The 19,687-nt window shown below is 59.3% G+C and carries 23 protein-coding genes; 14 read left to right on the forward strand and 9 right to left on the reverse strand.

Going from position 1 to position 19,687, the window contains the following annotated elements:
- Nucleotides 1–88: 88 nt before the first annotated feature.
- Nucleotides 89–748 (reverse strand): glutathione S-transferase family protein, encoded by a 660-nt coding sequence (locus tag AC3WP4_RS13165; protein ID WP_074871892.1) that lies wholly within the window; start codon nucleotides 746–748, stop codon nucleotides 89–91.
- A gap of 124 nt (nucleotides 749–872) precedes the next feature.
- Between AC3WP4_RS13165 and AC3WP4_RS13170 the strand changes: the two genes are divergently transcribed.
- The 3 genes from AC3WP4_RS13170 to AC3WP4_RS13180 all read left to right on the forward strand — a co-directional run bounded on the left by AC3WP4_RS13170 (nucleotide 873) and on the right by AC3WP4_RS13180 (nucleotide 4,825).
- Nucleotides 873–1,169: a hypothetical protein gene (locus AC3WP4_RS13170; RefSeq protein WP_074871893.1), complete on the forward strand. Its 297-nt coding sequence runs from the start codon at nucleotides 873–875 to the stop codon at nucleotides 1,167–1,169.
- Between the two features lie 358 nt (nucleotides 1,170–1,527).
- Entirely contained in the window at nucleotides 1,528–1,773 is a 246-nt protein-coding gene (locus tag AC3WP4_RS13175) for a TIGR02647 family protein (RefSeq protein WP_008150272.1), read from the forward strand.
- A 205-nt stretch (nucleotides 1,774–1,978) separates the two neighbouring features.
- Nucleotides 1,979–4,825 carry a class I adenylate cyclase gene (locus AC3WP4_RS13180; RefSeq protein WP_102614572.1) on the forward strand — a complete coding sequence of 949 codons (2,847 nt, stop codon included), beginning with the start codon at nucleotides 1,979–1,981 and terminating at the stop codon, nucleotides 4,823–4,825.
- Between the two features lie 4 nt (nucleotides 4,826–4,829).
- Here AC3WP4_RS13180 and rnk read toward each other — a convergent pair whose 3' ends face one another.
- The 3 genes from rnk to cyaY all read right to left on the reverse strand — a co-directional run bounded on the left by rnk (nucleotide 4,830) and on the right by cyaY (nucleotide 6,090).
- Nucleotides 4,830–5,240: a nucleoside diphosphate kinase regulator gene (gene rnk / locus AC3WP4_RS13185; RefSeq protein ID WP_074871896.1), complete on the reverse strand. Its 411-nt coding sequence runs from the start codon at nucleotides 5,238–5,240 to the stop codon at nucleotides 4,830–4,832.
- A gap of 294 nt (nucleotides 5,241–5,534) precedes the next feature.
- On the reverse strand, nucleotides 5,535–5,753 hold the full coding sequence (locus AC3WP4_RS13190) for a DUF1289 domain-containing protein (protein ID WP_102614571.1): 219 nt from the start codon (nucleotides 5,751–5,753) through the stop codon (nucleotides 5,535–5,537).
- Between the two features lie 4 nt (nucleotides 5,754–5,757).
- Nucleotides 5,758–6,090, reverse strand: a complete 333-nt coding sequence (gene cyaY, locus AC3WP4_RS13195; RefSeq protein WP_046053810.1) for an iron donor protein CyaY — start codon at nucleotides 6,088–6,090, stop codon at nucleotides 5,758–5,760.
- Nucleotides 6,091–6,420: 330 nt separating this feature from the next.
- Between cyaY and lptM the strand changes: the two genes are divergently transcribed.
- From lptM to AC3WP4_RS13225, 6 genes are read left to right on the forward strand one after another with little or no spacing between them, the layout of a single operon-like run.
- Nucleotides 6,421–6,591, forward strand: coding sequence for an LPS translocon maturation chaperone LptM (lptM, locus tag AC3WP4_RS13200; protein WP_074871901.1), 171 nt, complete (start codon nucleotides 6,421–6,423; stop codon nucleotides 6,589–6,591).
- A gap of 9 nt (nucleotides 6,592–6,600) precedes the next feature.
- Nucleotides 6,601–7,848, forward strand: coding sequence for a diaminopimelate decarboxylase (gene lysA / locus AC3WP4_RS13205; RefSeq protein WP_076029321.1), 1,248 nt, complete (start codon nucleotides 6,601–6,603; stop codon nucleotides 7,846–7,848).
- A gap of 4 nt (nucleotides 7,849–7,852) precedes the next feature.
- Nucleotides 7,853–8,683 carry a diaminopimelate epimerase gene (dapF, locus tag AC3WP4_RS13210; protein WP_102614570.1) on the forward strand — a complete coding sequence of 277 codons (831 nt, stop codon included), beginning with the start codon at nucleotides 7,853–7,855 and terminating at the stop codon, nucleotides 8,681–8,683.
- 13 nt (nucleotides 8,684–8,696) lie between these two features.
- The gene (locus AC3WP4_RS13215; protein WP_074871905.1) at nucleotides 8,697–9,422 is read left to right on the forward strand and encodes a DUF484 family protein; all 726 of its coding nucleotides are present in this window, start codon (nucleotides 8,697–8,699) and stop codon (nucleotides 9,420–9,422) included.
- A 2-nt stretch (nucleotides 9,423–9,424) separates the two neighbouring features.
- Nucleotides 9,425–10,324: a tyrosine recombinase XerC gene (gene xerC, locus AC3WP4_RS13220; RefSeq protein ID WP_008150257.1), complete on the forward strand. Its 900-nt coding sequence runs from the start codon at nucleotides 9,425–9,427 to the stop codon at nucleotides 10,322–10,324.
- Complete coding sequence (locus tag AC3WP4_RS13225; protein ID WP_102614569.1) at nucleotides 10,321–11,025, forward strand: HAD family hydrolase; 705 nt, start codon at nucleotides 10,321–10,323, stop codon at nucleotides 11,023–11,025. Before xerC ends, AC3WP4_RS13225 begins: the two co-directional genes overlap by 4 nt.
- A gap of 201 nt (nucleotides 11,026–11,226) precedes the next feature.
- On the opposite strand, the gene sutA is transcribed toward AC3WP4_RS13225, so the two are convergent.
- The 4 genes from sutA to glnK all read right to left on the reverse strand — a co-directional run bounded on the left by sutA (nucleotide 11,227) and on the right by glnK (nucleotide 14,005).
- Nucleotides 11,227–11,550 (reverse strand): dormancy-specific transcriptional regulator SutA, encoded by a 324-nt coding sequence (gene sutA, locus AC3WP4_RS13230; protein ID WP_046045079.1) that lies wholly within the window; start codon nucleotides 11,548–11,550, stop codon nucleotides 11,227–11,229.
- Between the two features lie 103 nt (nucleotides 11,551–11,653).
- Nucleotides 11,654–12,079 carry a secondary thiamine-phosphate synthase enzyme YjbQ gene (locus tag AC3WP4_RS13235; protein WP_076029317.1) on the reverse strand — a complete coding sequence of 142 codons (426 nt, stop codon included), beginning with the start codon at nucleotides 12,077–12,079 and terminating at the stop codon, nucleotides 11,654–11,656.
- Between the two features lie 214 nt (nucleotides 12,080–12,293).
- Nucleotides 12,294–13,631, reverse strand: coding sequence for an ammonium transporter (locus tag AC3WP4_RS13240; RefSeq protein ID WP_102614568.1), 1,338 nt, complete (start codon nucleotides 13,629–13,631; stop codon nucleotides 12,294–12,296).
- 35 nt (nucleotides 13,632–13,666) lie between these two features.
- A complete protein-coding gene (gene glnK, locus AC3WP4_RS13245) occupies nucleotides 13,667–14,005 on the reverse strand; it encodes a P-II family nitrogen regulator (protein WP_002555808.1) in 339 nt (112 codons plus the stop codon).
- Between the two features lie 421 nt (nucleotides 14,006–14,426).
- On the opposite strand from glnK, the gene AC3WP4_RS13250 reads away from it, so the two are divergent.
- The 5 genes from AC3WP4_RS13250 to AC3WP4_RS13270 all read left to right on the forward strand — a co-directional run bounded on the left by AC3WP4_RS13250 (nucleotide 14,427) and on the right by AC3WP4_RS13270 (nucleotide 18,285).
- Nucleotides 14,427–14,687: an accessory factor UbiK family protein gene (locus AC3WP4_RS13250; protein ID WP_008076132.1), complete on the forward strand. Its 261-nt coding sequence runs from the start codon at nucleotides 14,427–14,429 to the stop codon at nucleotides 14,685–14,687.
- Between the two features lie 451 nt (nucleotides 14,688–15,138).
- Nucleotides 15,139–15,666 carry a BRO-N domain-containing protein gene (locus AC3WP4_RS13255; protein WP_102614567.1) on the forward strand — a complete coding sequence of 176 codons (528 nt, stop codon included), beginning with the start codon at nucleotides 15,139–15,141 and terminating at the stop codon, nucleotides 15,664–15,666.
- Between the two features lie 205 nt (nucleotides 15,667–15,871).
- A complete protein-coding gene (locus tag AC3WP4_RS13260) occupies nucleotides 15,872–16,408 on the forward strand; it encodes an N-acetyltransferase (RefSeq protein ID WP_102614566.1) in 537 nt (178 codons plus the stop codon).
- 34 nt (nucleotides 16,409–16,442) lie between these two features.
- Nucleotides 16,443–16,613: a hypothetical protein gene (locus tag AC3WP4_RS13265; RefSeq protein ID WP_173860504.1), complete on the forward strand. Its 171-nt coding sequence runs from the start codon at nucleotides 16,443–16,445 to the stop codon at nucleotides 16,611–16,613.
- 178 nt (nucleotides 16,614–16,791) lie between these two features.
- Complete coding sequence (locus AC3WP4_RS13270; protein ID WP_102614565.1) at nucleotides 16,792–18,285, forward strand: YifB family Mg chelatase-like AAA ATPase; 1,494 nt, start codon at nucleotides 16,792–16,794, stop codon at nucleotides 18,283–18,285.
- 6 nt (nucleotides 18,286–18,291) lie between these two features.
- Here the strand turns inward: AC3WP4_RS13270 and AC3WP4_RS13275 are convergent, their stop codons facing one another.
- Complete coding sequence (locus tag AC3WP4_RS13275; RefSeq protein ID WP_038980773.1) at nucleotides 18,292–19,506, reverse strand: aldose 1-epimerase family protein; 1,215 nt, start codon at nucleotides 19,504–19,506, stop codon at nucleotides 18,292–18,294.
- Nucleotides 19,507–19,687: the final 181 nt, after the last annotated feature.

Consider the following 19,687-nt stretch of genomic DNA (forward strand, 5'->3'; position numbering starts at 1 on the left):
GACCATGCCCCCGATGATCGTGAGCTAAAACACAAACCCCTGTGGGAGCGAGCCTGCTCGCAAAGCGGTCTTGAAGACGCGGTAAAACCTACTTCTTGCCGGCGACCATCGCCAAAAACGCTGGCATTGCCGCGTCCTTGTCCTTTGCAATCCGCTGCACATTCGGCTTTTCCCCCAGACGCTCCAGCAGCGCCTTGGCCGCCGGCATCTCCGCCAGCAAATCCAGGTCAAACAGCTTCTGCGCCACCGCACAGGCCAACGGCACGCTGTAGAGGAAATACAAATCCGCAATGCTCAGGCTGTCACCTGCCACATAAGGGGTGAACTTGCCGTGCCTGCCCAGTGAGGCAAACCCCAGCAGCAACTCGGCCTTGGTCTTGTCCTTGATCGCATCCGGCACCGTCATGCCGAAAAATGCTTCGGCGTAGCAGGCACGCCCCGGCAATTCGATGTACAGCTCGATTTCCTTGGCCAGTGCCAGCACCTGCGAACGTTCAAAGGGATCGCTCGGCAACAGCGGCGTGCCTTTCTGGCTTTGTTCGAGGTATTCGAGAATCACGCTGGTTTCGTTGATGAAACCCTGTTCGACACCCAGCACCGGCACCTTCCCGCGAGGGCTGATGGCTAATGCCTCCGGGCTCGTCCCCGGGTAAAACAGGACCTCTTCAAATGGCAGTCCCTTCTCGAGCAGCGCCAGCTTGACCATGTTGTAGTAGTTGCTGACGGAAAATCCATAAAGCTTGAGCATCACATCGCCTCCAGGCCGTGCGGGGTTGGCAGGTGCCTTTTATAGAATGCCGCGACGTTTCTTGCCAGCAGCATCACAGCGCTGAATGCAGGTAAACTGGCCGCCTTAACTTGAGGAGCCTGCCATGAGCGAGCCAACCCCCGGCATCAACAACGACGAGATCGACGAAGAAGAGTTCGCCGAAAACACCCTGGTCGAAGCCATCGAAAACCAGATCGAAAGCGACAATCCGCCAGCCGCCAAGGCCACCTTCAACAAGCTGACCCTGGTGGGTTACGAACGTGAAGAAATCCTCAATCTGATGGCCCACGTTTTGGCCGTGGAAATCGACGCGATCCTCGAAGAAGACCGCGCGTTCAACACCGAGTGGTACGAAGCTGCGCTGCGTGCATTGCCAGAGTTGCCGCCCGAAAAGAAATAACCGCTACTTGTTGGACGCTGGCTTCTGTGGCGAGGGGGCTTGCCCCCGTTCGGCTGCGCAGCAGTCGTGAGCTTTTTGGGGCCGCTTCGCGACCCAACGGGGCGGTGCGGCGATCCGACAAGCCCCCTCGCCACAGGCAACCTCCACAACCACAAAAGTCCGTTTCCACACAAATTGTCACCCATCAGTCCCGCCCTCCCCCAGACCCTGACTACACTGAACCCACCCCGCTGCCGCACCACCCACCGGGGAATGCTTCCCAAGGCGAAAAAACCCTGTCGCGAGCACTGGACATGCCGCCCGAGTGGGATCACCTTAGGGGCGCTGTCGTCCAATTCCTAGAAAGTCTGGAGTCCTTATGTCGCTTACCCCTGAGTTGGTTGCCGAACTGGAAATCCTCGCACTCTTCAACCTGGACAGTTCCCAGGAAGGTTTGAAAATTCATCAGACCGCTGCCCCGAAAGCCATTGCCGCCGCCCAAAGACTGTTCGACAAAGAACTGATCACCCAGCCAGATGGTGGTTATCTGACCAGTCTGGGTCGTGACGCCGCGCAAAATGTGCAAACCGTTCTGACCATTCTCAACGTGCGGGAAACTGCCTGAGCATTACCGTCGCGCCCACGGAAACCCCTGTTACGGGATTTCCGCGGGCACATTTCGTTACCTGCCCTGTTACCTGCCGTCGCCCCGCGTAAAAATCTGACGCCAGAAAAACAAAATCAGCTTAAAAGTCCTGGAGCCGAGGCGCTAAACTGCCCCTCATCCGCAGACAATCACGTCTGAGCCCCGCGAGCCGGTTTGAGCTGACATGACCCGCCCCCATGAAATCCGCCCCGATCTGGACGAGGGAATCGACCGCAAGGTTCTCAGTCAACTGCGCGCACGCTTTCTGAAGCTCAACGAAGGCCGCATGGCCCGCGCCATGGAAGGGTTGTCGACCCGCCAGCAAGCCGTGCTGACCTTGTTGCCGCTGTTTTTCCACGTCAATCATCCGCTGTTGCCGGGGTACGTTTCGGGCAGTGCGCCGGCCGGGCTGTCGAATTACGAACCCGACGCCAACACCCTGGCCGAAGCCCAACGCCTGACCCGCTCGTTTTCTTATAAACCCCGCCATGGCAGCAATCCGCCGCGACCGATTCACGGCCTGTTCCTGATGGGCAGCCTCGGCACTCTCGCCCAGGCCGACCAGAGCGACATGGACGTGTGGGTCTGTCACGGGCCGGACTTGAGCGAAAGCGAGCTCGCTGAACTGCGCAAAAAATGCCAGCTCCTCGAAACCTGGGCTGCCAGTCAGGGTGCCGAGGCGCATTTCTTCCTGATCGACCCGACCCGTTTCGTACGCGGCGAACGTGATACGCAACTGAGTTCGGAAGACTGCGGCACCACCCAGCACTATCTGCTGCTGGACGAGTTTTATCGCACCGCGATCTGGCTGGCCGGACGCACGCCCATCTGGTGGCTGGTGCCCGTCTACGAAGAAGCGAGCTACGACCGTTACACCCACACGCTGATGTCCAAGCGCTTCATCCGTGCCGATGAAACCCTCGACCTGGGCCATCTGGCCAATATCCCGCCCGGCGAATTTATCGGCGCCGGGCTCTGGCAGTTGTTCAAGGGCATCGAGTCGCCCTACAAATCGGTACTCAAACTGCTGCTGATCGAAGTGTACGCCAGCGAACACCCCAAGGTTCATTGCCTGAGCCTGCGCTTCAAGCAAGCGGTGTTTGCCAATCAGCTCGACCTTGATGAGCTGGATCCGTACATCGTGGTTTACCGGCGCATCGAGGAATACCTCACCGCCCGTGGCGAACCGGAACGCCTGGAGCTGGTGCGCCGGGCGTTGTACCTGAAGGTCAATCGCAAACTCACCGGCAGCAACAGCCGCACGCAGAGCTGGCAGCGCTCGTTGCTCGAACGCCTGGCCCACGAATGGCAGTGGGATCATCGTCAACTGGCCCTGCTCGACAGTCGCAGCCAGTGGAAGGTCCGTCAGGTCGGCTCTGAACGCAGGGCCTTGGTCAAGGAGCTCAATTACAGCTACCGTTTCCTGACCCAATTCGCCCGCAACGAACAGACTGTCAGCCTGATCAACAAGCGCGACCTCAACGTACTGGGTCGACGGCTGTACGCAGCGTTCGAGCGCAAGGCCGACAAGATCGAGTTCATCAACCCTGGCATCGCCCCGGATCTGGCCGAAGACACCCTCACGCTGGTACACGCGCCGAACAAGAAAGAATCGGGGCAAACTCAGTGGGGTTTGTACAACGGCAGCCTGACAGCCCTCGAATGGGAGCATTTCGCACCGATCAAGCGCAGCCGCCAACTGCTGGAACTGCTGACCTGGTGTCACCGCAACGGCGTGATCGACAGCAGCACTCGCCTGGCCTTGCATCCCGGCACCAGCGACCTGAGCGAGTTCGAACTGTTCAACCTGCTCGGCAGCCTGCAACAGAGCATCGCGCTGCCGCTGACAACCGTCGCCGAAGAACCGTTACTGCGCGCGAGTGTGCCGAGCGAAGTGCTGATTCTGGTGAATGTCGGCGTCGATCCACTCAAGCACCACCGCGACCTGAACATCCTGATGACCACCGAGCGCACCGACTCCCTGAGTTACGCCGGCGTCCGGGAAAACCTGGTGTTGACCCTCGATCAGGTCACGCTCAACAGTTGGAACGAAGTGCTGGTCAGCCGCTTCGACGGCCCTCACGCGCTGCTCGACTGCGTGCGCGATTACCTCAACAACCTGCCCGGCGGGCTACAACAACCCACGTTGCGGGTTCGATGCTTCTGCCACAACCGCGCGCAATTCATCGCCCGGCGGGTCGAAGAGATCCTCGACACCGCGCAGAACCTGCTGTTGAGCCAGCTCAATCATCGCTACCTGATTCAAGTCCAGCAGCACTACCACGTGCTCGAACTGGTGCCCGGCCAGGTCAAACATATCGCCCTGGACACGCTGCCGGCGCTGATCGATTACCTGGGCGAAGAACGGGCAAGCTACAGCCCGCTGCACCTGGACCCGATGGTGCTGGAAGACCACGACCTGGCGCTGGTCCTGCCAATGGGGCAGCCCGATTGCATTCAGGTGTTCTACCGGATCAACGAATACCACGCCGACCTGTACGTGCTGGATGAACTCAATGTCCTGTGGCAGCAGCGCTTGCCTTACCACGACGAGCAAAGCCTGCTGGTGCCGCTGCAACGTTTCCTGCAATCGATCCAGTACCGACGCGACGCCTTGCTGCCGATGGAAGTCGCCCAGCCCCAGAGTCTGGACATCCTGTATTACCAACTGCTGCCCTCCGGCCCCGTAAGGGCGCGTCGGGTCGAATCCCGGCCAGCGCCGCAAACCCCGGTCAACAAACCGTTCTACGATGTGCAGGCGATTGTCGGCAAAGCCGCACCGGGGCAGGTGCAGGTCACGTTGTATTGCAATCAGCGGGAATTTTCAGAGTTGGAACATGGCGAACGACTGTTCAGCGTGGTCGCCCGGGAAATCGTCGAGCAGCGCCGTGAAACCGAACGCTATCGCTGCTACATCACCGACCTGGACCTGTCAGGCCTGCTCGGTGATGGTCAGAGTTCAAGCATTTTGTATTTGCGCTACAAGGCTGACCTGGAGCGCGCATTGAACGAGGCGCTCGAGCAGGTCTGAGGATTTACTCGGGGAAGTGGCCGCCCTCGGCCGGCTGCGATTCGACTTCCAGCAGGGTCAGTTTCAGCGTCTTGCCGCCCGGAGCCGGCCAGTCGATGTGCTGACCCACCTTCAGGCCGAGCAACGCACTGCCCACTGGCGCCAGAATGGAAATCTTGCCTTCGTCGGCATTGGCATCCTTCGGATAAACCAGCGTCAGGTGATAGTCCTTGCCGCTGCCTTCTTCACGGCAATGCACACGGGAATTCATGGTCACGACATCGGCGGGCACTTCATCGTGACCGACCACGCTATCGGCGCGATCCAGTTCGGTTTGCAGCGCGATAACGCCCGGCAGCGTGTCATCCAGGCTGTCGATCAGGCGCTCCAGACGTTGCACGTCCAGACGGGTAAGGGTGATTGAAGGTGCGGTCATGATTTGGGCAGACTCCTTTCTTCTGCACAGAAAAAGCAAAACCCCGCCAGAAAAAGGCGGGGTTTTCACGAGCCTCGATGGGTTGAGGCGTTTCTCGACACTATCACAGCTCAATAAATATACAAGTGAGGGGCGACGACACACTTTTGTAGCAGCTGGCGAAGCCTGCGTTCGGCTGCGTAGCAGTCGTGGGATCAGGCGAACGGTGCATCAGGAGTACCGAACATTCAGGTTTTACGACTGCTGCGCAGCCGAACGCAGGCTTCGCCAGCTGCTACAGGTCGCGTGAAGGCGTCAGGTGGCGGTCTTGCGCTGCGCCGCCTGGGCGCAGATGACACGCCGCCGCTCATCATCGGCCGAGCGCCATTCGCGGATATCTTCGACATGGCGAAAACACCCAAGGCAGACCTTCTGCTCATCCAGCCGACACACGCCGCTGCACGGCGAAGCCACCGCCGGGCTGACATTGCTGTAGAGCGGTTTTGGCGCACGAACGGGCACAGGCTGGGTCACGATCTCACAGTCCTTCGAAATCGAGCTCGGCGTCAGCTTGCTGCTTGACGATGCGCTCGAGCATCTCGCCGAGTTGTTCGTCGCTCTTGTCACACATCCAGCGCTTGCTCTCTTCGTCGTAATCGAAGTGGAACCCGCCGGACACGGCCGCCAGCCACAGCTGCCGCAGCGGTTCCTGACGACTGAAGATCAATTGGCTGCCGTTTTCGAACTTGACGGTGAGCACACCGGCCGAGCTCTCCAGATCGATATCCAGGTCACACTCGTCAAAAATATCCTCCAGCGCCTGCTGGGTGGCATCGACCAGGTCGTGGAAACGGGCTTCAGTCAAACTCATTGCGGGAACCTCAAAAAGTGTCTACTCACGCTCAAGCGCCGCAAGATACGGGCGAGCCCCGGTGATTGCAAAGGATAACGACCAAGGGCCGATATAGGTACATCAAACACTGTACCTGTGGGAGCGGGCTTGCTCGCGAAGAGGCCAGCACCTTCAACATCTTTGTTGCCTGAACCACCGCTTTCGCGAGCAAGCCCGCTCCCACAATGGATTGCACATAACTGGCAGGCATCGTGCGAAGCCCCGCCGGACGGGAGCCCCGTTGCATAGGCAAGCTGCCGGGTGGCCGGTATACTCCGGCGCAATTAACGCATTTTCAAGGATTTCGCCATGAAGCGCCTGATCTCTTCCCTTGCTGCGCTCGTCGCGGTTGCTTGCCTTGTGTCGGCCTGTGGTCAAAAAGGCCCCCTGTACCTGCCTGATGAAAATCAGGACCCTGCAGAGCAAGCCAAATCGTCGCAGCAGACTCCGTCGAAAGCCCACAAGCACGACGTCTACTAAGGGAACGCCATGGACGCTTTTAACTACCGTGACGGTGAGCTGTTCGCGGAAGGGGTTGCCCTGTCCGCCATCGCCGAGCGCTTTGGTACACCGACCTACGTTTACTCCCGTGCGCACATCGAAGCTCAATACCTGGCTTACGCCGATGCGCTGGCCGGCATGCCGCATCTGGTCTGCTTTGCGGTCAAGGCCAACTCCAACCTGGGTGTACTGAATGTCCTGGCGCGTCTGGGCGCCGGTTTCGACATCGTTTCCCGTGGTGAACTGGAACGCGTACTGGCCGCTGGCGGCACTGCTGACAAGATCGTGTTCTCCGGTGTCGGCAAGACCCGTGACGACATGCGTCGTGCGCTTGAAGTTGGCGTGCACTGCTTCAACGTCGAATCCACCGATGAGCTGGAACGTCTGCAAGTCGTCGCCGCCGAGCTGGGCGTTCGCGCGCCGATCTCGCTGCGCGTGAACCCGGATGTCGACGCCGGCACTCACCCGTACATTTCCACCGGTCTTAAAGAGAACAAGTTCGGCATCGCCATCGCCGACGCCGAAGACGTGTACATCCGCGCCGCCCAACTGCCAAACCTGGAAGTGGTCGGCGTCGATTGCCACATCGGTTCGCAACTGACCACCCTGCCGCCGTTCATCGATGCCCTCGACCGCCTGCTGGGCCTGGTCGACCGCCTCGGCGATTGCGGCATTTACCTGCGCCACATCGATCTCGGTGGTGGTTTGGGCGTGCGTTATCGCGATGAAGAGCCGCCATTGGCTGCTGACTACATCAAGGCCGTGCGCGAGCGTCTCGACGGTCGTGACCTGGCGCTGGTGTTCGAGCCGGGTCGCTTTATCGTCGCCAACGCCGGCGTGCTGCTGACCCAGGTCGAGTACCTCAAGCACACCGAACACAAAGACTTCGCCATCGTCGACGCGGCCATGAACGACCTGATCCGCCCGGCGCTGTATCAAGCCTGGATGGACGTCACCGCCGTGCGCCCGCGCAACAGCGTCGCTCGCGCCTACGACATCGTCGGCCCGATCTGCGAGACCGGCGACTTCCTGGCCAAGGATCGTGAGTTGGCCCTGGAAGAAGGCGATCTGCTGGCCGTGCATTCGGCCGGTGCCTACGGGTTTGTCATGAGTTCCAACTACAACACCCGCGGCCGTGCCGCTGAAGTGTTGGTGGACGGTGATCAGGCATTTGAAGTGCGTCGCCGTGAGACGGTAGCCGAGTTGTTTGCTGGCGAAAGCCTGCTGCCGGAGTAAACCCATGCTGCTGCGTTTTACCAAGATGCACGGCCTGGGCAATGACTTCATGGTCCTTGACCTGGTCAGCCAGCATGCGCACATCCTGCCCAAACACGCCAAGCAATGGGGCGATCGGCACACAGGGATCGGTTTCGATCAGTTGCTGATCGTCGAAGCGCCGAGTAACCCGGACGTGGATTTCCGCTACCGGATCTTCAACGCCGATGGCTCCGAAGTGGAACAGTGCGGCAACGGTGCGCGCTGTTTCGCGCGCTTCGTGCTCGACAAGCGCCTGACCGCGAAACGGCTGATCCGCGTTGAAACCAAAAGCGGCATCATCGAACTGGATATCCGCAGCGACGGGCAGATCGGTGTCAACATGGGCGCACCGCGCCTGGTGCCGGCCGACATTCCGTTCGACGCGCCGGAACAGGCCCTGAGTTATCAGGTTGACGTCGACGGCACTGCGGTCGAACTGGCCGCCGTGTCCATGGGCAACCCCCATGCCGTGCTGCGGGTCAGCGACATCAACAATGCACCGGTGCATGAACTGGGGCCGAAAATCGAAAACCATCCGCGCTTTCCGGCGCGGGTCAATGTCGGCTTTCTCCAGGTCATCGACCGAAACCGCGCGCAATTGCGCGTCTGGGAACGCGGGGCCGGGGAAACCCAGGCGTGCGGAACCGGCGCCTGCGCTGCCGCAGTGGCCGCGATCAGCCAGGGGTGGATGGATTCGCCGCTATTGATCGACCTGCCTGGCGGGCGTTTGTCCATTGAATGGGCAGGCCCTGGCCAACCGGTCATGATGACCGGCCCGGCAGTGCGCGTTTATGAAGGACAAGTGCGTCTTTGAGAGAGTCGAATCCATGAAAGATAAGCCCCAGGTTCCCGCCCTACAGCCCGACGAATCCCCTTCCGAAAGCCTTGAGGCGGCGGCGATTGCCGCGTACCTGGAGGCTCATCCGGATTTCTTCGTCGAGCATGAAGACCTGCTCGCAACCTTGCGTATTCCGCACCAGCGCGGCGACACCATCTCGCTGGTCGAACGCCAGATGACGATCCTGCGCGACCGCAACATCGAGTTGCGTCATCGCCTCTCGCACTTGATGGACGTTGCCCGCGACAACGACCGCCTCTTCGACAAGACCCGCCGCCTGATTCTCGCGCTAATGGACGCCACCAGCCTGGAAGACGTGGTAATCAGCGTCGAAGACAGTCTGCGCCAGGACTTCCAGGTGCCCTTCGTCAGCCTGATCCTGCTGGGTGACAACCCGATGCCGGTCGGCCGCTGGGTGACTCATGCCGACGCGCAAACGGCCATCGGTGGTTTGCTCTCGGAAGACAAAAGCGTCAGCGGCAGCTTGCGTGAGCATGAACTGGACTTTTTGTTTGGCGAAGAACAGCGCAAGCAGATCGGTTCCACCGCCGTCGTCGCCATCAGCCATCAGGGCATCCATGGCGTGCTGGCCATCGCCAGCCGCGACCCGCAGCACTACAAGAGCTCGGTGGGCACGCTGTTCCTCAGTTACATCGCCGAAGTCATGGGCCGCGTGCTGCCACGGGTCAATACCTCCCTGCGCTCGGTACGCTGACCATGGAACGACAACTGGACGCTTACTGCGAACACTTGCGCAGTGAGCGGCAGGTGTCGCCCCACACGCTGTATGCCTACCGTCGCGACCTCGACAAAGTGCTGGGCTGGTGCGTCAAACAGAACATCAGCAGCTGGGCGGCCCTGGACATTCAACGCCTGCGCAGCTTGATCGCACGCTTGCATTCACAAGGCCAATCGTCCCGCAGCCTGGCGCGGCTGCTGTCGGCGGTGCGCGGGCTTTATCACTATCTGAACCGCGAAGGTCTGTGCGATCACGACCCGGCCAACGGCCTGGCACCGCCGAAGGGCGAACGCCGGCTGCCGAAAACCCTCGACACCGACCGTGCGCTGCAACTGCTTGAGGGCGCGGTGGAAGATGATTTTCTGGCGCGTCGGGATCAGGCGATCCTGGAGCTGTTCTATTCCTCAGGTTTGCGGCTGTCGGAGCTGACCGGGCTCAATCTGGACCAGTTGGACTTGGCCGATGGCATGGTTCAAGTGCTCGGCAAGGGCAGCAAGACTCGACTGTTGCCAGTGGGCAAAAAAGCTCGCGAAGCGCTGGAGTTGTGGCTGCCGCTACGGGCCATGACCAACCCGGCGGACGACGCGGTGTTTGTCAGCCAGCAAGGCCGGCGCCTCGGCCCACGGGCGATTCAAGTACGGGTTAAAGCCGCTGGCGAGCGCGAACTGGGACAAAACCTGCATCCGCACATGCTGCGGCACTCCTTCGCCAGCCATTTGCTGGAGTCCTCCCAGGACCTGCGGGCGGTTCAGGAATTGCTCGGCCATTCGGACATCAAAACCACCCAGATCTACACCCACCTGGACTTCCAGCACCTGGCGACGGTTTACGACAGCGCCCATCCACGGGCCAAACGCATCAAAGGCGATGAGTCATGAGAATTCAATTGATCACCTTCGACCTCGACGACACCCTGTGGGATACCGCCCCGGTGATCGTCAGCGCCGAAGCCGTATTACGTGAATGGCTGACCGAGCATGCACCGAACCTGGGCGCCGTGCCGGTGGAGCATTTGTGGTCGATTCGCGAGCGGATCCTCAACAGCGAACCAAGCCTCAAGCACCGCATCAGCGCCCTGCGCCGCCGAGTCTTGTTCCACGCGCTGGAAGAGGCCGGTTACGACCAGGGTCAGGCTTCAGACCTGGCCGATCAGAGTTTTGAAGTGTTTCTGCATGCGCGGCATCAGCTGGAAATCTTCCCGGAGGTGCAACCGACCCTGGAGGCTCTGGCCAATCACTATGCCCTCGGCGTGGTCACCAATGGCAACGCCGATGTACGCCGGCTCGGGCTGGCGGACTACTTCAAGTTTGCCCTGTGCGCCGAAGACATCGGCATCGCCAAGCCCGATGCGCGACTGTTTCATGAAGCGCTGCTGCGGGGCGGCGCGACTGCCGAAACAGCGGTACATATCGGCGATCATCCCGGCGATGACATTGCCGGCGCCCAGCAGGCGGGATTGCGGGCGATCTGGTTTAACCCGGCCGGCAAGGTTTGGGAAGCCGAAAAGGCACCGGATGCCGAGATTCGCAGCTTGACCGAGTTGCCGGGGTTATTGGCCCTCTGGAACGCCCAACACTAACATTGAGATCACCGATATCCCCCTCGTGGGAGTGAGCCTGCTCGCGATAGCGGAGTGACATTCAGTATTTGTATTGCCTGACACACCACTATCGCGAGCAGGCTCACTCCCACAGGGAATCGACGCAGGCTCAAAAGTTTTGTTTTACCCATGAAAAAGCCCGCAGCGACGGCGGGCTTTTTCAGCAAGCAAGCGGCGGCCTCAGATAGGCCGGCTGCCGTACTTGTTGTCAGGCTTCTTGGGAGGATCGGCGACCACATTGGCCTCCACTTCCTGCACCTTGCCGCCCTTGGCCAGGAACTCTTCCATGGCCCGCGCCAGAGCATCACGCTCCTTGTTTTTCGCTTCGACGCTCGGCAGCTCATCGACCGACACCGCTGCCTTGGCTTTGCCTTTGGCGGTCGGAACGGGCGCTTCACCGCCATCGTCGTCAGCAACGTCTTCCGCTGCTGTTTCCAGACCTTCTTCGGTTTCGTCGTCGTCGCCTACTTCGAGGTCGTCGTTTTCCAGATCATCGTCGCTCATGTTCTACCTCATGACTTGCGAAAAGCAGATTAGTTATAGCCCAGCTTCGCCGTCTGTCGACGGCTGCCGGAAAAAAATCAACCACCGCTGGTAACCAGCAGTTTTATGCCTCTTCACCGTGCACGGTGGCGAGGACTTTACGGGCACCGCCAAAATCACGGTGCTCGCCCAGATAAACGCCTTGCCAGGTCCCCAGCGCCAGTCGGCCTGCCGAAATCGGCAAACTGAGCTGACAGCCAAGTACGCTGGCCTTGAAGTGCGCCGGGAGGTCGTCCAGGCCTTCGTCGTTATGCTCATAGCCGTCTGTTCCTTGTGGGATCAGACGATTGAAAAATCGTTCGAAGTCGCGACGTACCGCCGGATCGGCGTTCTCGTTGATGGTCAACGAGGCCGAGGTATGCTGCAGCCACAAATGCAACAGACCGACCCGACATGCCTTGAGTTCAGGCAAGCCGGCGAGTAACTCGTCCGTTACCAGATGAAAGCCCCGGGGCCTCGCCCGCAGGGTAATCAGAGTCTGTCGCCACATACAGTTCTCCGCACGTTCGGGGCGCATTCTAGCGCGCTCTGGGAAAAAACAAAGGCCCTAATATTCCTTCTATCATGTAAGCCATTGGCCGCAGAAAAACGCTCGTCATAAACGCCTCTAAACGTGTACGAAAAAACCTTTCAGCAGTTCCTTCACTGACAAACTTCAGACAAAAAAATGCCCGGCAAGCCGGGCAAATTTTTTATGCGCGTGCTTACAAGTTGTAGCCGCGTTCGTTGTGGAGTGCCAGATCGATGCCGACAGCCTCTTCTTCTTCGGTAATACGCAGCCCCATGACGGCGTCCAGGACCTTGAGGATGATGAACGTGACGATCGCGGTGTAGATCACCGTGAAGCCCACGCCTTTGCACTGAATCCAGACTTGTGCACCAATGTCGGTCACGGTACCGAAGCCACCAAGAGCCGGTGCCGCGAACACACCCGTCAGGATTGCGCCGAGAATACCGCCGATGCCGTGCACGCCGAAGGCATCCAGGGAGTCGTCATAACCGAGTTTGCGTTTCAGGGTGGTGGCGCAGAAGAAGCACACCACGCCGGCTGCCAGACCGATGACCAAGGCGCCCATCGGGCCCACGGTGCCAGCGGCTGGCGTAATCGCAACCAGACCGGCCACAACACCCGATGCAATACCCAAAGCACTTGGTTTGCCGTGTGTGATCCACTCGGCGAACATCCAGCCCAATGCAGCGGCGGCGGTTGCGATCTGGGTCACCAGCATCGCCATACCGGCAGTGCCGTTGGCGGCGGCAGCGGAACCGGCGTTGAAGCCAAACCAGCCGACCCACAGCATCGCGGCGCCCATCAGGGTGTAACCGAGGTTGTGCGGCGCCATCGGGGTGGTCGGGAAGCCTTTGCGCTTGCCCAATACCAGGCAGGCAATCAGACCAGCCACACCGGCGTTAATGTGCACCACGGTGCCGCCAGCGAAGTCCAGCACGCCCCAGTCCCACATCAGGCCGCCGTTACCGGACCAGACCATGTGTGCAATCGGTGCATAAACCAGGGTGAACCAGATGCCCATGAAGATCAGCATGGCGGAAAACTTCATCCGCTCGGCGAAGGCACCGACGATCAGCGCTGGGGTGATGATGGCGAAGGTCATTTGAAAGGTGATGAACACCGCTTCAGGGAACAGCGCCGCCGGCCCGGTCAGGCTCGAAGGCGTGACACCGGCAAGGAACGCCTTGCCCATGCCGCCGAAGAATGAATTGAAGTTGACGACGCCCTGTTCCATGCCAGTGGTGTCGAACGCGATGCTGTAGCCATAAATGACCCACAGGATGCTGATCAGGCCGGTAATGGCGAAGCATTGCATCATCACGGAAAGAATGTTTTTGGAGCGAACCATGCCGCCGTAGAACAGCGCGAGGCCGGGAATGGTCATGAACAGCACAAGGGCTGTCGAGGTCATCATCCAGGCGGTGTCGCCGGAGTTGAGGACTGGGGCCGCCACTTCGTCTGCCGCCATAGCCAGGCTGGGCATTACGAGGGACAACAGGGCTCCTAGCCCTGCGAATTTACGCAGAGTCATATTGTTTTCTCCTGGGGCGTTGGGTTTGTGGCGGCTTAGATTGCGTCGGTATCGGTTTCGCCGGTACGGATGCGAATCGCCTGTTCCAGATTGACCACGAAGATCTTGCCGTCACCGATCTTGCCGGTGTTGGCAGCCTTGGTTATCGCCTCGATAACCCGGTCCAGATCCTTGTCGTCTATGGCGACATCGATTTTCACCTTGGGCAGGAAATCGACCACGTACTCCGCGCCGCGATACAGCTCGGTGTGACCCTTCTGCCGACCGAAGCCTTTGACTTCAGTAACGGTAATGCCCTGCACGCCGATCTCGGACAGCGACTCGCGTACGTCGTCCAGTTTGAACGGCTTGATGATGGCAGTGACTAGCTTCATGAAAACTCTCTCCCGAATTGGTGGACTTGCCCCAGGAAAACAAACCCGACTCAAGTCTAAGCGCAGTGCCTGGCTTTGTAACGCATCGTCGGCCTTACCTGCCCGTCCGACGCCTGCTAACCACTCCGCACGAAACACTTCCCCCGTTCCGTTTGGCGCACTGCATTTCGTCACAGTGACTGCATCAGTGCATGGGTCACTAGGTGCTAAGCAGAAAGCTTGCCATCTCCACAAAGCTCCCTGTTTTCAGGCCCTTAGCCCCTGATCCCTGCCACTTCACCGCTACTCCCGCTGCGTTACGCACAACAACAGTGCGATGCCATCCGTCCGCATGCGCGAAAAGCGTGCATGACTTCCTGTCGGGATTGACTATAGACACTGCGTGATACACTGCCCGCCATTGTTTGACAGGACATTACCCATGCTCGCGCCCAAAGACTTCCTCGACGCCCTGAGCGGCACCGCCTCCCGCCTCTTCAGCGGCGACACCCCACTGCCAAAAAGCGAAATCGAAAGCCAGTTCAAGGCTTTGTTGCAGAGCGGCTTCAGCAAGCTGGATCTGGTGAGCCGGGAAGAGTTCGACAGCCAGATGGTCGTACTGGCACGCACCCGCGCACGGTTGGAGAGCCTTGAGGCGAAAGTGGCGGAGCTGGAAGCGAAGCTCAATCCACCTGCCGAGTAACGCACCAACTCCTCTGTGAAATGCGATCCCCTGTGGGAGCGGGCTTGCCCGCGAATGGGGTCGCCTCGGTCTACCAGCCCTCCCACATGGGACAGACCACCCCTGTAGGAGCTGCCGAAGGCTGCGATCTTTTGATCTTTAAGCCCTCAAAAACCCCGGCAACGTCCTACAAGAAAACCACCGCCGTCCGATTGCGTCGCAAAGCCCCGGTTTCTAAGCTCACCTAATGCTGAATGTTCAGCACTGGGTTTGGCGACCCGGAAGCTTAAGGCGCACGACGACCATCCGATGGCGGGCTTATTCCCGCCACATCGAGTCATGGCGGTTGTGCGTGGGAGATCTTCGGGTCTGCCGGGTTCCTTTTGCTCCGGTTCGCCAACCCGCGTACAGCTGCCACCCAATCGTTTGGCGACGATTGACGGCAGCCCCTTTAGCAAAAGGAGCTGTATCAATGAATAGCGATGACGCTTATCTAATCCCCCACGTCTTCACCCGCCACAAACTCCACCTCCACGCCCTCCTTCTGGAAAACCAACCCTGGTTCAGCGCCCGAGACCTTGGCCGACTGCTACGTCTCTTCCTCGACGAACGAGCGCTACGCAAACTCGATCCCGACCAACACCAAAATCTGCAGATGCTCATCCACGGCACCATTGAAAACACACTGCTGATCAGCGAATCCGGCGTCTACGCGTTACTGATCTACCACTACTGCCCCGAATACCGAGGCCTGCGCGAATGGCTGACCCACGACGTAGTGCCAGCTCTCAGAGACGCCCAACAACCCACCTCAACCGAACGCCCGATACTGAGTCTGCTGAATTGGCCGCAGATGTCGTTGAGTTTGCTGCACTGGAACAACCAGCCGTGGATTCGGTTGCAGGATATTCCATACGTGCTGCCTCTTCAGGATGAGTCAAAACGTACGGTCAATGCGCCTTGGTGGAAGCGAGCTTCGCGGATGCTGCAATCGTTTTAACACCAATTTGCACCGCCTATGGACTACGTTTGCTGCCCGCCAGACGTAGTCATTTTCCACAACCATACCCAATTCCACCTGTTGCGCTTCTGACGTCCTTCATTCATCTAAGCACGGTCCTACGGTAGCCAGCTCCTCCGCCTGATTACGTGACCACGCCCGCGTCCGTTACCTTCTTCGACTCGATCTCAACAGTACAAAAGCGATGAGAAGAAAAGGAAAAGGCACAGAACTCCGCAATCAGATATTCAAGTCTGATGCTCGAAATCTCACTTATGAAGCCATGTCCGATGATCCTGACATTCGTGCCGCAGGAATCAACGTCTCAGCACTCAGGCTCGATCCGATCACCGCGGCTGCAATCAACTCCTGTCATCTGTGGGAAGCAGTAACCCTGTACCCGTGGGAATGCGTTCCGGACTGGAAGCGTAAGGATGCAAGGGGGCTGGATCTGGCTATCTGGTATGAAGAAGAGCTCTGTGGCTTGTGCTATGCGACTCCGCGTGAAAGCACTATCTGCATAAAAATTGTGCTTTTGCAGGGACATACAAGAAACACCCCCGCTTTGCGAGGCTGGATCGCTCCAATTGCATTGCTGGCTACGGAACTTTATGCGCGGATGCTGGGCTGCGATGAGATCGAGGTACAAGAACCCGACCCGGGTGCCATTTACTATTATCAAAAACTTGGATTCATTTTTGACAAAACCAACCGCCTTGTCTTTTCGCTAGACGACCAATAAGATCAATCCACTCATCCAGGCACGCGAGGTGTCTATGAAACCCAAAAAGCAAAAAGCGAAGCCATTAATGATCGCTGAGTATCATGCCGAGGCGCTCCGCTTGGCCGGAAACGTTTCTGCCAGTCAGCGTCGCTTTTTTAAAGTCGCAGCAACGTATGGCAAAGAACTTGAACCTGATGGCTTGCTTGCAGGTGCACGAGCCTGACCAGGCTCCCCGAAGAAACCGCCCGAGTGGCGGTTTTTTTGTGCCTCGCGATTGGCCTGCTTCGTACTTGCAACATCCAGTGAAAGTTTGTCGCCTAAACCACCCCACCAGAACTTCCTCCGCCAACTACCCTTCAAAAAACCGCAGGAAGCGGTCCTCGTCAGCTCAAGGAACGACCATGTCCCTCTCCATCGTCCACAGCCGCGCCCAGGTCGGCGTAGAAGCACCCGCCGTTACCGTAGAAGTGCACCTGGCCAACGGCTTGCCGTCGCTGACCATGGTCGGGCTGCCCGAGGCGGCGGTGAAGGAAAGCAAGGACCGGGTGCGCAGCGCGATCATCAATTCGGGCCTGCAATTTCCGGCACGGCGCATCACCTTGAATCTCGCCCCTGCCGATTTGCCAAAGGACGGCGGGAGGTTCGATCTGGCGATTGCATTGGGGATTCTGTCGGCCAGTGTGCAGGTACCGACTTTGACGCTGGATGATGTGGAGTGTCTTGGGGAGTTGGCGCTATCGGGTGCGGTGCGGGCGGTTCGCGGGGTGTTGCCGGCGGCGCTGGCGGCGCGCAAGGCCGGGCGCACGCTGGTAGTGCCGCGGGCGAATGCCGAGGAGGCCTGCCTGGCTTCGGGGTTGAAGGTGATTGCGGTGGATCATTTGCTGGAAGCGGTCGCGCATTTCAATGGCCACACGCCCATCGCCCCCTATGCTTCCAACGGTTTGCTCTACGCCAGCAAACCCTATCCAGACTTGAACGAAGTGCAGGGGCAACTTGCGGCCAAGCGAGCCTTGCTGATTGCGGCGGCGGGTGCTCATAACTTGCTGTTCAGCGGACCGCCGGGGACGGGGAAAACGTTATTGGCGAGCCGTCTGCCAGGGTTGTTACCGCCATTGGCCGAGAGCGAAGCACTGGAAGTCGCGGCGATTCAATCGGTCGCCAGTTGTGTGCCGTTGAGTCATTGGCCACAGCGTCCCTTCCGACAGCCGCACCACTCCGCTTCAGGCCCGGCACTGGTGGGCGGTGGCTCGAAACCGCAACCCGGGGAAATCACCCTCGCCCATCATGGCGTGCTGTTCCTCGATGAGCTTCCGGAATTTGATCGCAAGGTATTGGAGGTATTGAGAGAGCCACTGGAATCCGGCCACATCGTGATCTCCCGCGCCAAGGACCGCGTACGCTTCCCGGCACGCTTTCAACTGGTCGCGGCGATGAATCCCTGCCCCTGTGGATATCTTGGCGAGCCCAGTGGTAAATGCAGTTGTACGCCGGACATGGTCCAGCGTTACCGCAACAAGCTGTCGGGGCCACTGCTGGACCGCATCGATCTGCACCTGACCGTCGCTCGCGAAGCCACGGCATTGAATCCTGCGTTGAAACCCGGCGACGACACTGCCACCGCCGCCGAGTTGGTGGCCGATGCGCGAGAACGCCAACAAACGCGTCAAGGTTGCGCCAATGCGTTCCTCGATTTGCCGGGCCTGCGCAGACACTGCAAGTTATCCACCGTTGACGAAACCTGGCTGGAAACGGCGTGTGAACGACTGACCCTATCACTGCGCGCGGCCCATCGACTGCTCAAGGTGGCTCGCACCTTGGCGGACCTTGAGCAAGTCGAAGGCATTACCCGTGAACACTTGGCCGAAGCGCTGCAATATCGGCCAACAACACTCTAGCTGGCGTCACCCCTTGGTCAGATCAACCAACGGCGTCTGCCGCACCTCAGTCTCCCGCCCACCCTGAATCTCGCTCACCCGCTTCAACGCCTTATCCACAGCCGCCTTATCCGCCAACAAGCTGTAGCTGATCCCGAACTGCTTCTGTTCCTTCGGCCCAATCGTCGGCACCAGGTTCAGTGGCCGCTGATACCGGCGGTTGTAGGAAAAACTCGTTCCCGGTTCCAGCCCCGTGACATAGCCCTGCCCTTGGGTATCGGTGTTTTTCCACAGGGAGAACACGGGCAGTGTTTGAGTATTGAAGCCGACCGAGACACCCAGGCTACCGGCCTTGTTATGCAGCACGGTCAACGTATCGCCCTTGGCATCGGCATACGGCACCACGTTGTAAACCGTTTCGTCGTAGTCCTTGGTCGGTGCGCGGTAGGTTTGCCAGTCCGGCAGATCACCTTTGGCCTTGTCGTTGAACGGCGACACCTGTTTCACCGGCGCGGCGAAGCGGGCGCCCTGTTCCAGGAACGGGGTGCTGAAGTTGCTGTGGTACAGCGCCTGGTATTCCTTCGGATAGTCGCCGTTGTTGGTCAGGGTGTCGTTGAGGGCGAACGCTACGCTGCCGGGCTCGGTGACCAGTTCGGTCGCGACGGAGAAATCGACTTTCTTGAACGCCTGTTCTTTCAGCTCACCGCGCAGGGTTATGGCATACGGCGGTTTTTCATCGATGTGCAGGGTGACTTTGTTCGCGGGGATGTTGGCGGCGCGACCGTGCAGGGTTAGCAGTTCACCATTGTCCATGCCAGGGTGGCCGACCCATTCGTAGCCGCAGCGGGTGACCAGTTCGTTGAAACCTTCCAGCCAGCCCAGGCCACCACGGCCGTTGAGTTCGATGAAGGATGGATTGACCACTTCCTTGACCGGCGAATCCCAGCCCATGCGCACATCGCCGACCGAGGCCTGCAGGACGTTCATGCCACGAGTCGGCACCACCGAGAGTTTCATTGTGCCGTTATCGATGTCGACGATGCTGACGCCCTCCTGCCGACCGCCGTGCAAGGTGCGCAGGGTCACACTGAAGGGTTTGTCGGTTTTTACACCGAGTTGCTGGCTGGTGATTTGCCAGTTCTGGGCGGCTTTGTCGGTGTCGAGCAAAACATAGTCCCAGGCCATGGCTTGGGAAGCAGCGGACAGTGCGCTGAGGGCAACGAAGAGTTTGAGCGGGGTCATGGCAGCAGCCTTTCTTGGAGTTGTGCCATTTTTATAGACTTGAAGAAACGTTTCAGCAAGCACAAAAACAGAGACATTGGTGCTAAATGCCAAGGAAGACGACTAGAGAGGAATTGATTCGCAGATTTGCGACAAATCGGGATCGAGTCGCTGCCATCGCGAGCAGGCTCACTCCCACAGT

The organism is Pseudomonas sp. FW305-20 (genome assembly GCF_058788075.1).

Coding starts and splice junctions, on each gene's coding strand:
- AC3WP4_RS13165 (WP_074871892.1), bottom strand. CDS start 748: ATGCTCAAGCTTTATGGATTTTCCGTCAGCAACTACTACAACATGGTC.
- AC3WP4_RS13170 (WP_074871893.1), top strand. CDS start 873: ATGAGCGAGCCAACCCCCGGCATCAACAACGACGAGATCGACGAAGAA.
- AC3WP4_RS13175 (WP_008150272.1), top strand. CDS start 1,528: ATGTCGCTTACCCCTGAGTTGGTTGCCGAACTGGAAATCCTCGCACTC.
- AC3WP4_RS13180 (WP_102614572.1), top strand. CDS start 1,979: ATGACCCGCCCCCATGAAATCCGCCCCGATCTGGACGAGGGAATCGAC.
- rnk (WP_074871896.1), bottom strand. CDS start 5,240: ATGACCGCACCTTCAATCACCCTTACCCGTCTGGACGTGCAACGTCTG.
- cyaY (WP_046053810.1), bottom strand. CDS start 6,090: ATGAGTTTGACTGAAGCCCGTTTCCACGACCTGGTCGATGCCACCCAG.
- lptM (WP_074871901.1), top strand. CDS start 6,421: ATGAAGCGCCTGATCTCTTCCCTTGCTGCGCTCGTCGCGGTTGCTTGC.
- lysA (WP_076029321.1), top strand. CDS start 6,601: ATGGACGCTTTTAACTACCGTGACGGTGAGCTGTTCGCGGAAGGGGTT.
- dapF (WP_102614570.1), top strand. CDS start 7,853: ATGCTGCTGCGTTTTACCAAGATGCACGGCCTGGGCAATGACTTCATG.
- AC3WP4_RS13215 (WP_074871905.1), top strand. CDS start 8,697: ATGAAAGATAAGCCCCAGGTTCCCGCCCTACAGCCCGACGAATCCCCT.
- xerC (WP_008150257.1), top strand. CDS start 9,425: ATGGAACGACAACTGGACGCTTACTGCGAACACTTGCGCAGTGAGCGG.
- AC3WP4_RS13225 (WP_102614569.1), top strand. CDS start 10,321: ATGAGAATTCAATTGATCACCTTCGACCTCGACGACACCCTGTGGGAT.
- sutA (WP_046045079.1), bottom strand. CDS start 11,550: ATGAGCGACGATGATCTGGAAAACGACGACCTCGAAGTAGGCGACGAC.
- AC3WP4_RS13235 (WP_076029317.1), bottom strand. CDS start 12,079: ATGTGGCGACAGACTCTGATTACCCTGCGGGCGAGGCCCCGGGGCTTT.
- AC3WP4_RS13240 (WP_102614568.1), bottom strand. CDS start 13,631: ATGACTCTGCGTAAATTCGCAGGGCTAGGAGCCCTGTTGTCCCTCGTA.
- glnK (WP_002555808.1), bottom strand. CDS start 14,005: ATGAAGCTAGTCACTGCCATCATCAAGCCGTTCAAACTGGACGACGTA.
- AC3WP4_RS13250 (WP_008076132.1), top strand. CDS start 14,427: ATGCTCGCGCCCAAAGACTTCCTCGACGCCCTGAGCGGCACCGCCTCC.
- AC3WP4_RS13255 (WP_102614567.1), top strand. CDS start 15,139: ATGAATAGCGATGACGCTTATCTAATCCCCCACGTCTTCACCCGCCAC.
- AC3WP4_RS13260 (WP_102614566.1), top strand. CDS start 15,872: ATGAGAAGAAAAGGAAAAGGCACAGAACTCCGCAATCAGATATTCAAG.
- AC3WP4_RS13265 (WP_173860504.1), top strand. CDS start 16,443: ATGAAACCCAAAAAGCAAAAAGCGAAGCCATTAATGATCGCTGAGTAT.
- AC3WP4_RS13270 (WP_102614565.1), top strand. CDS start 16,792: ATGTCCCTCTCCATCGTCCACAGCCGCGCCCAGGTCGGCGTAGAAGCA.
- AC3WP4_RS13275 (WP_038980773.1), bottom strand. CDS start 19,506: ATGACCCCGCTCAAACTCTTCGTTGCCCTCAGCGCACTGTCCGCTGCT.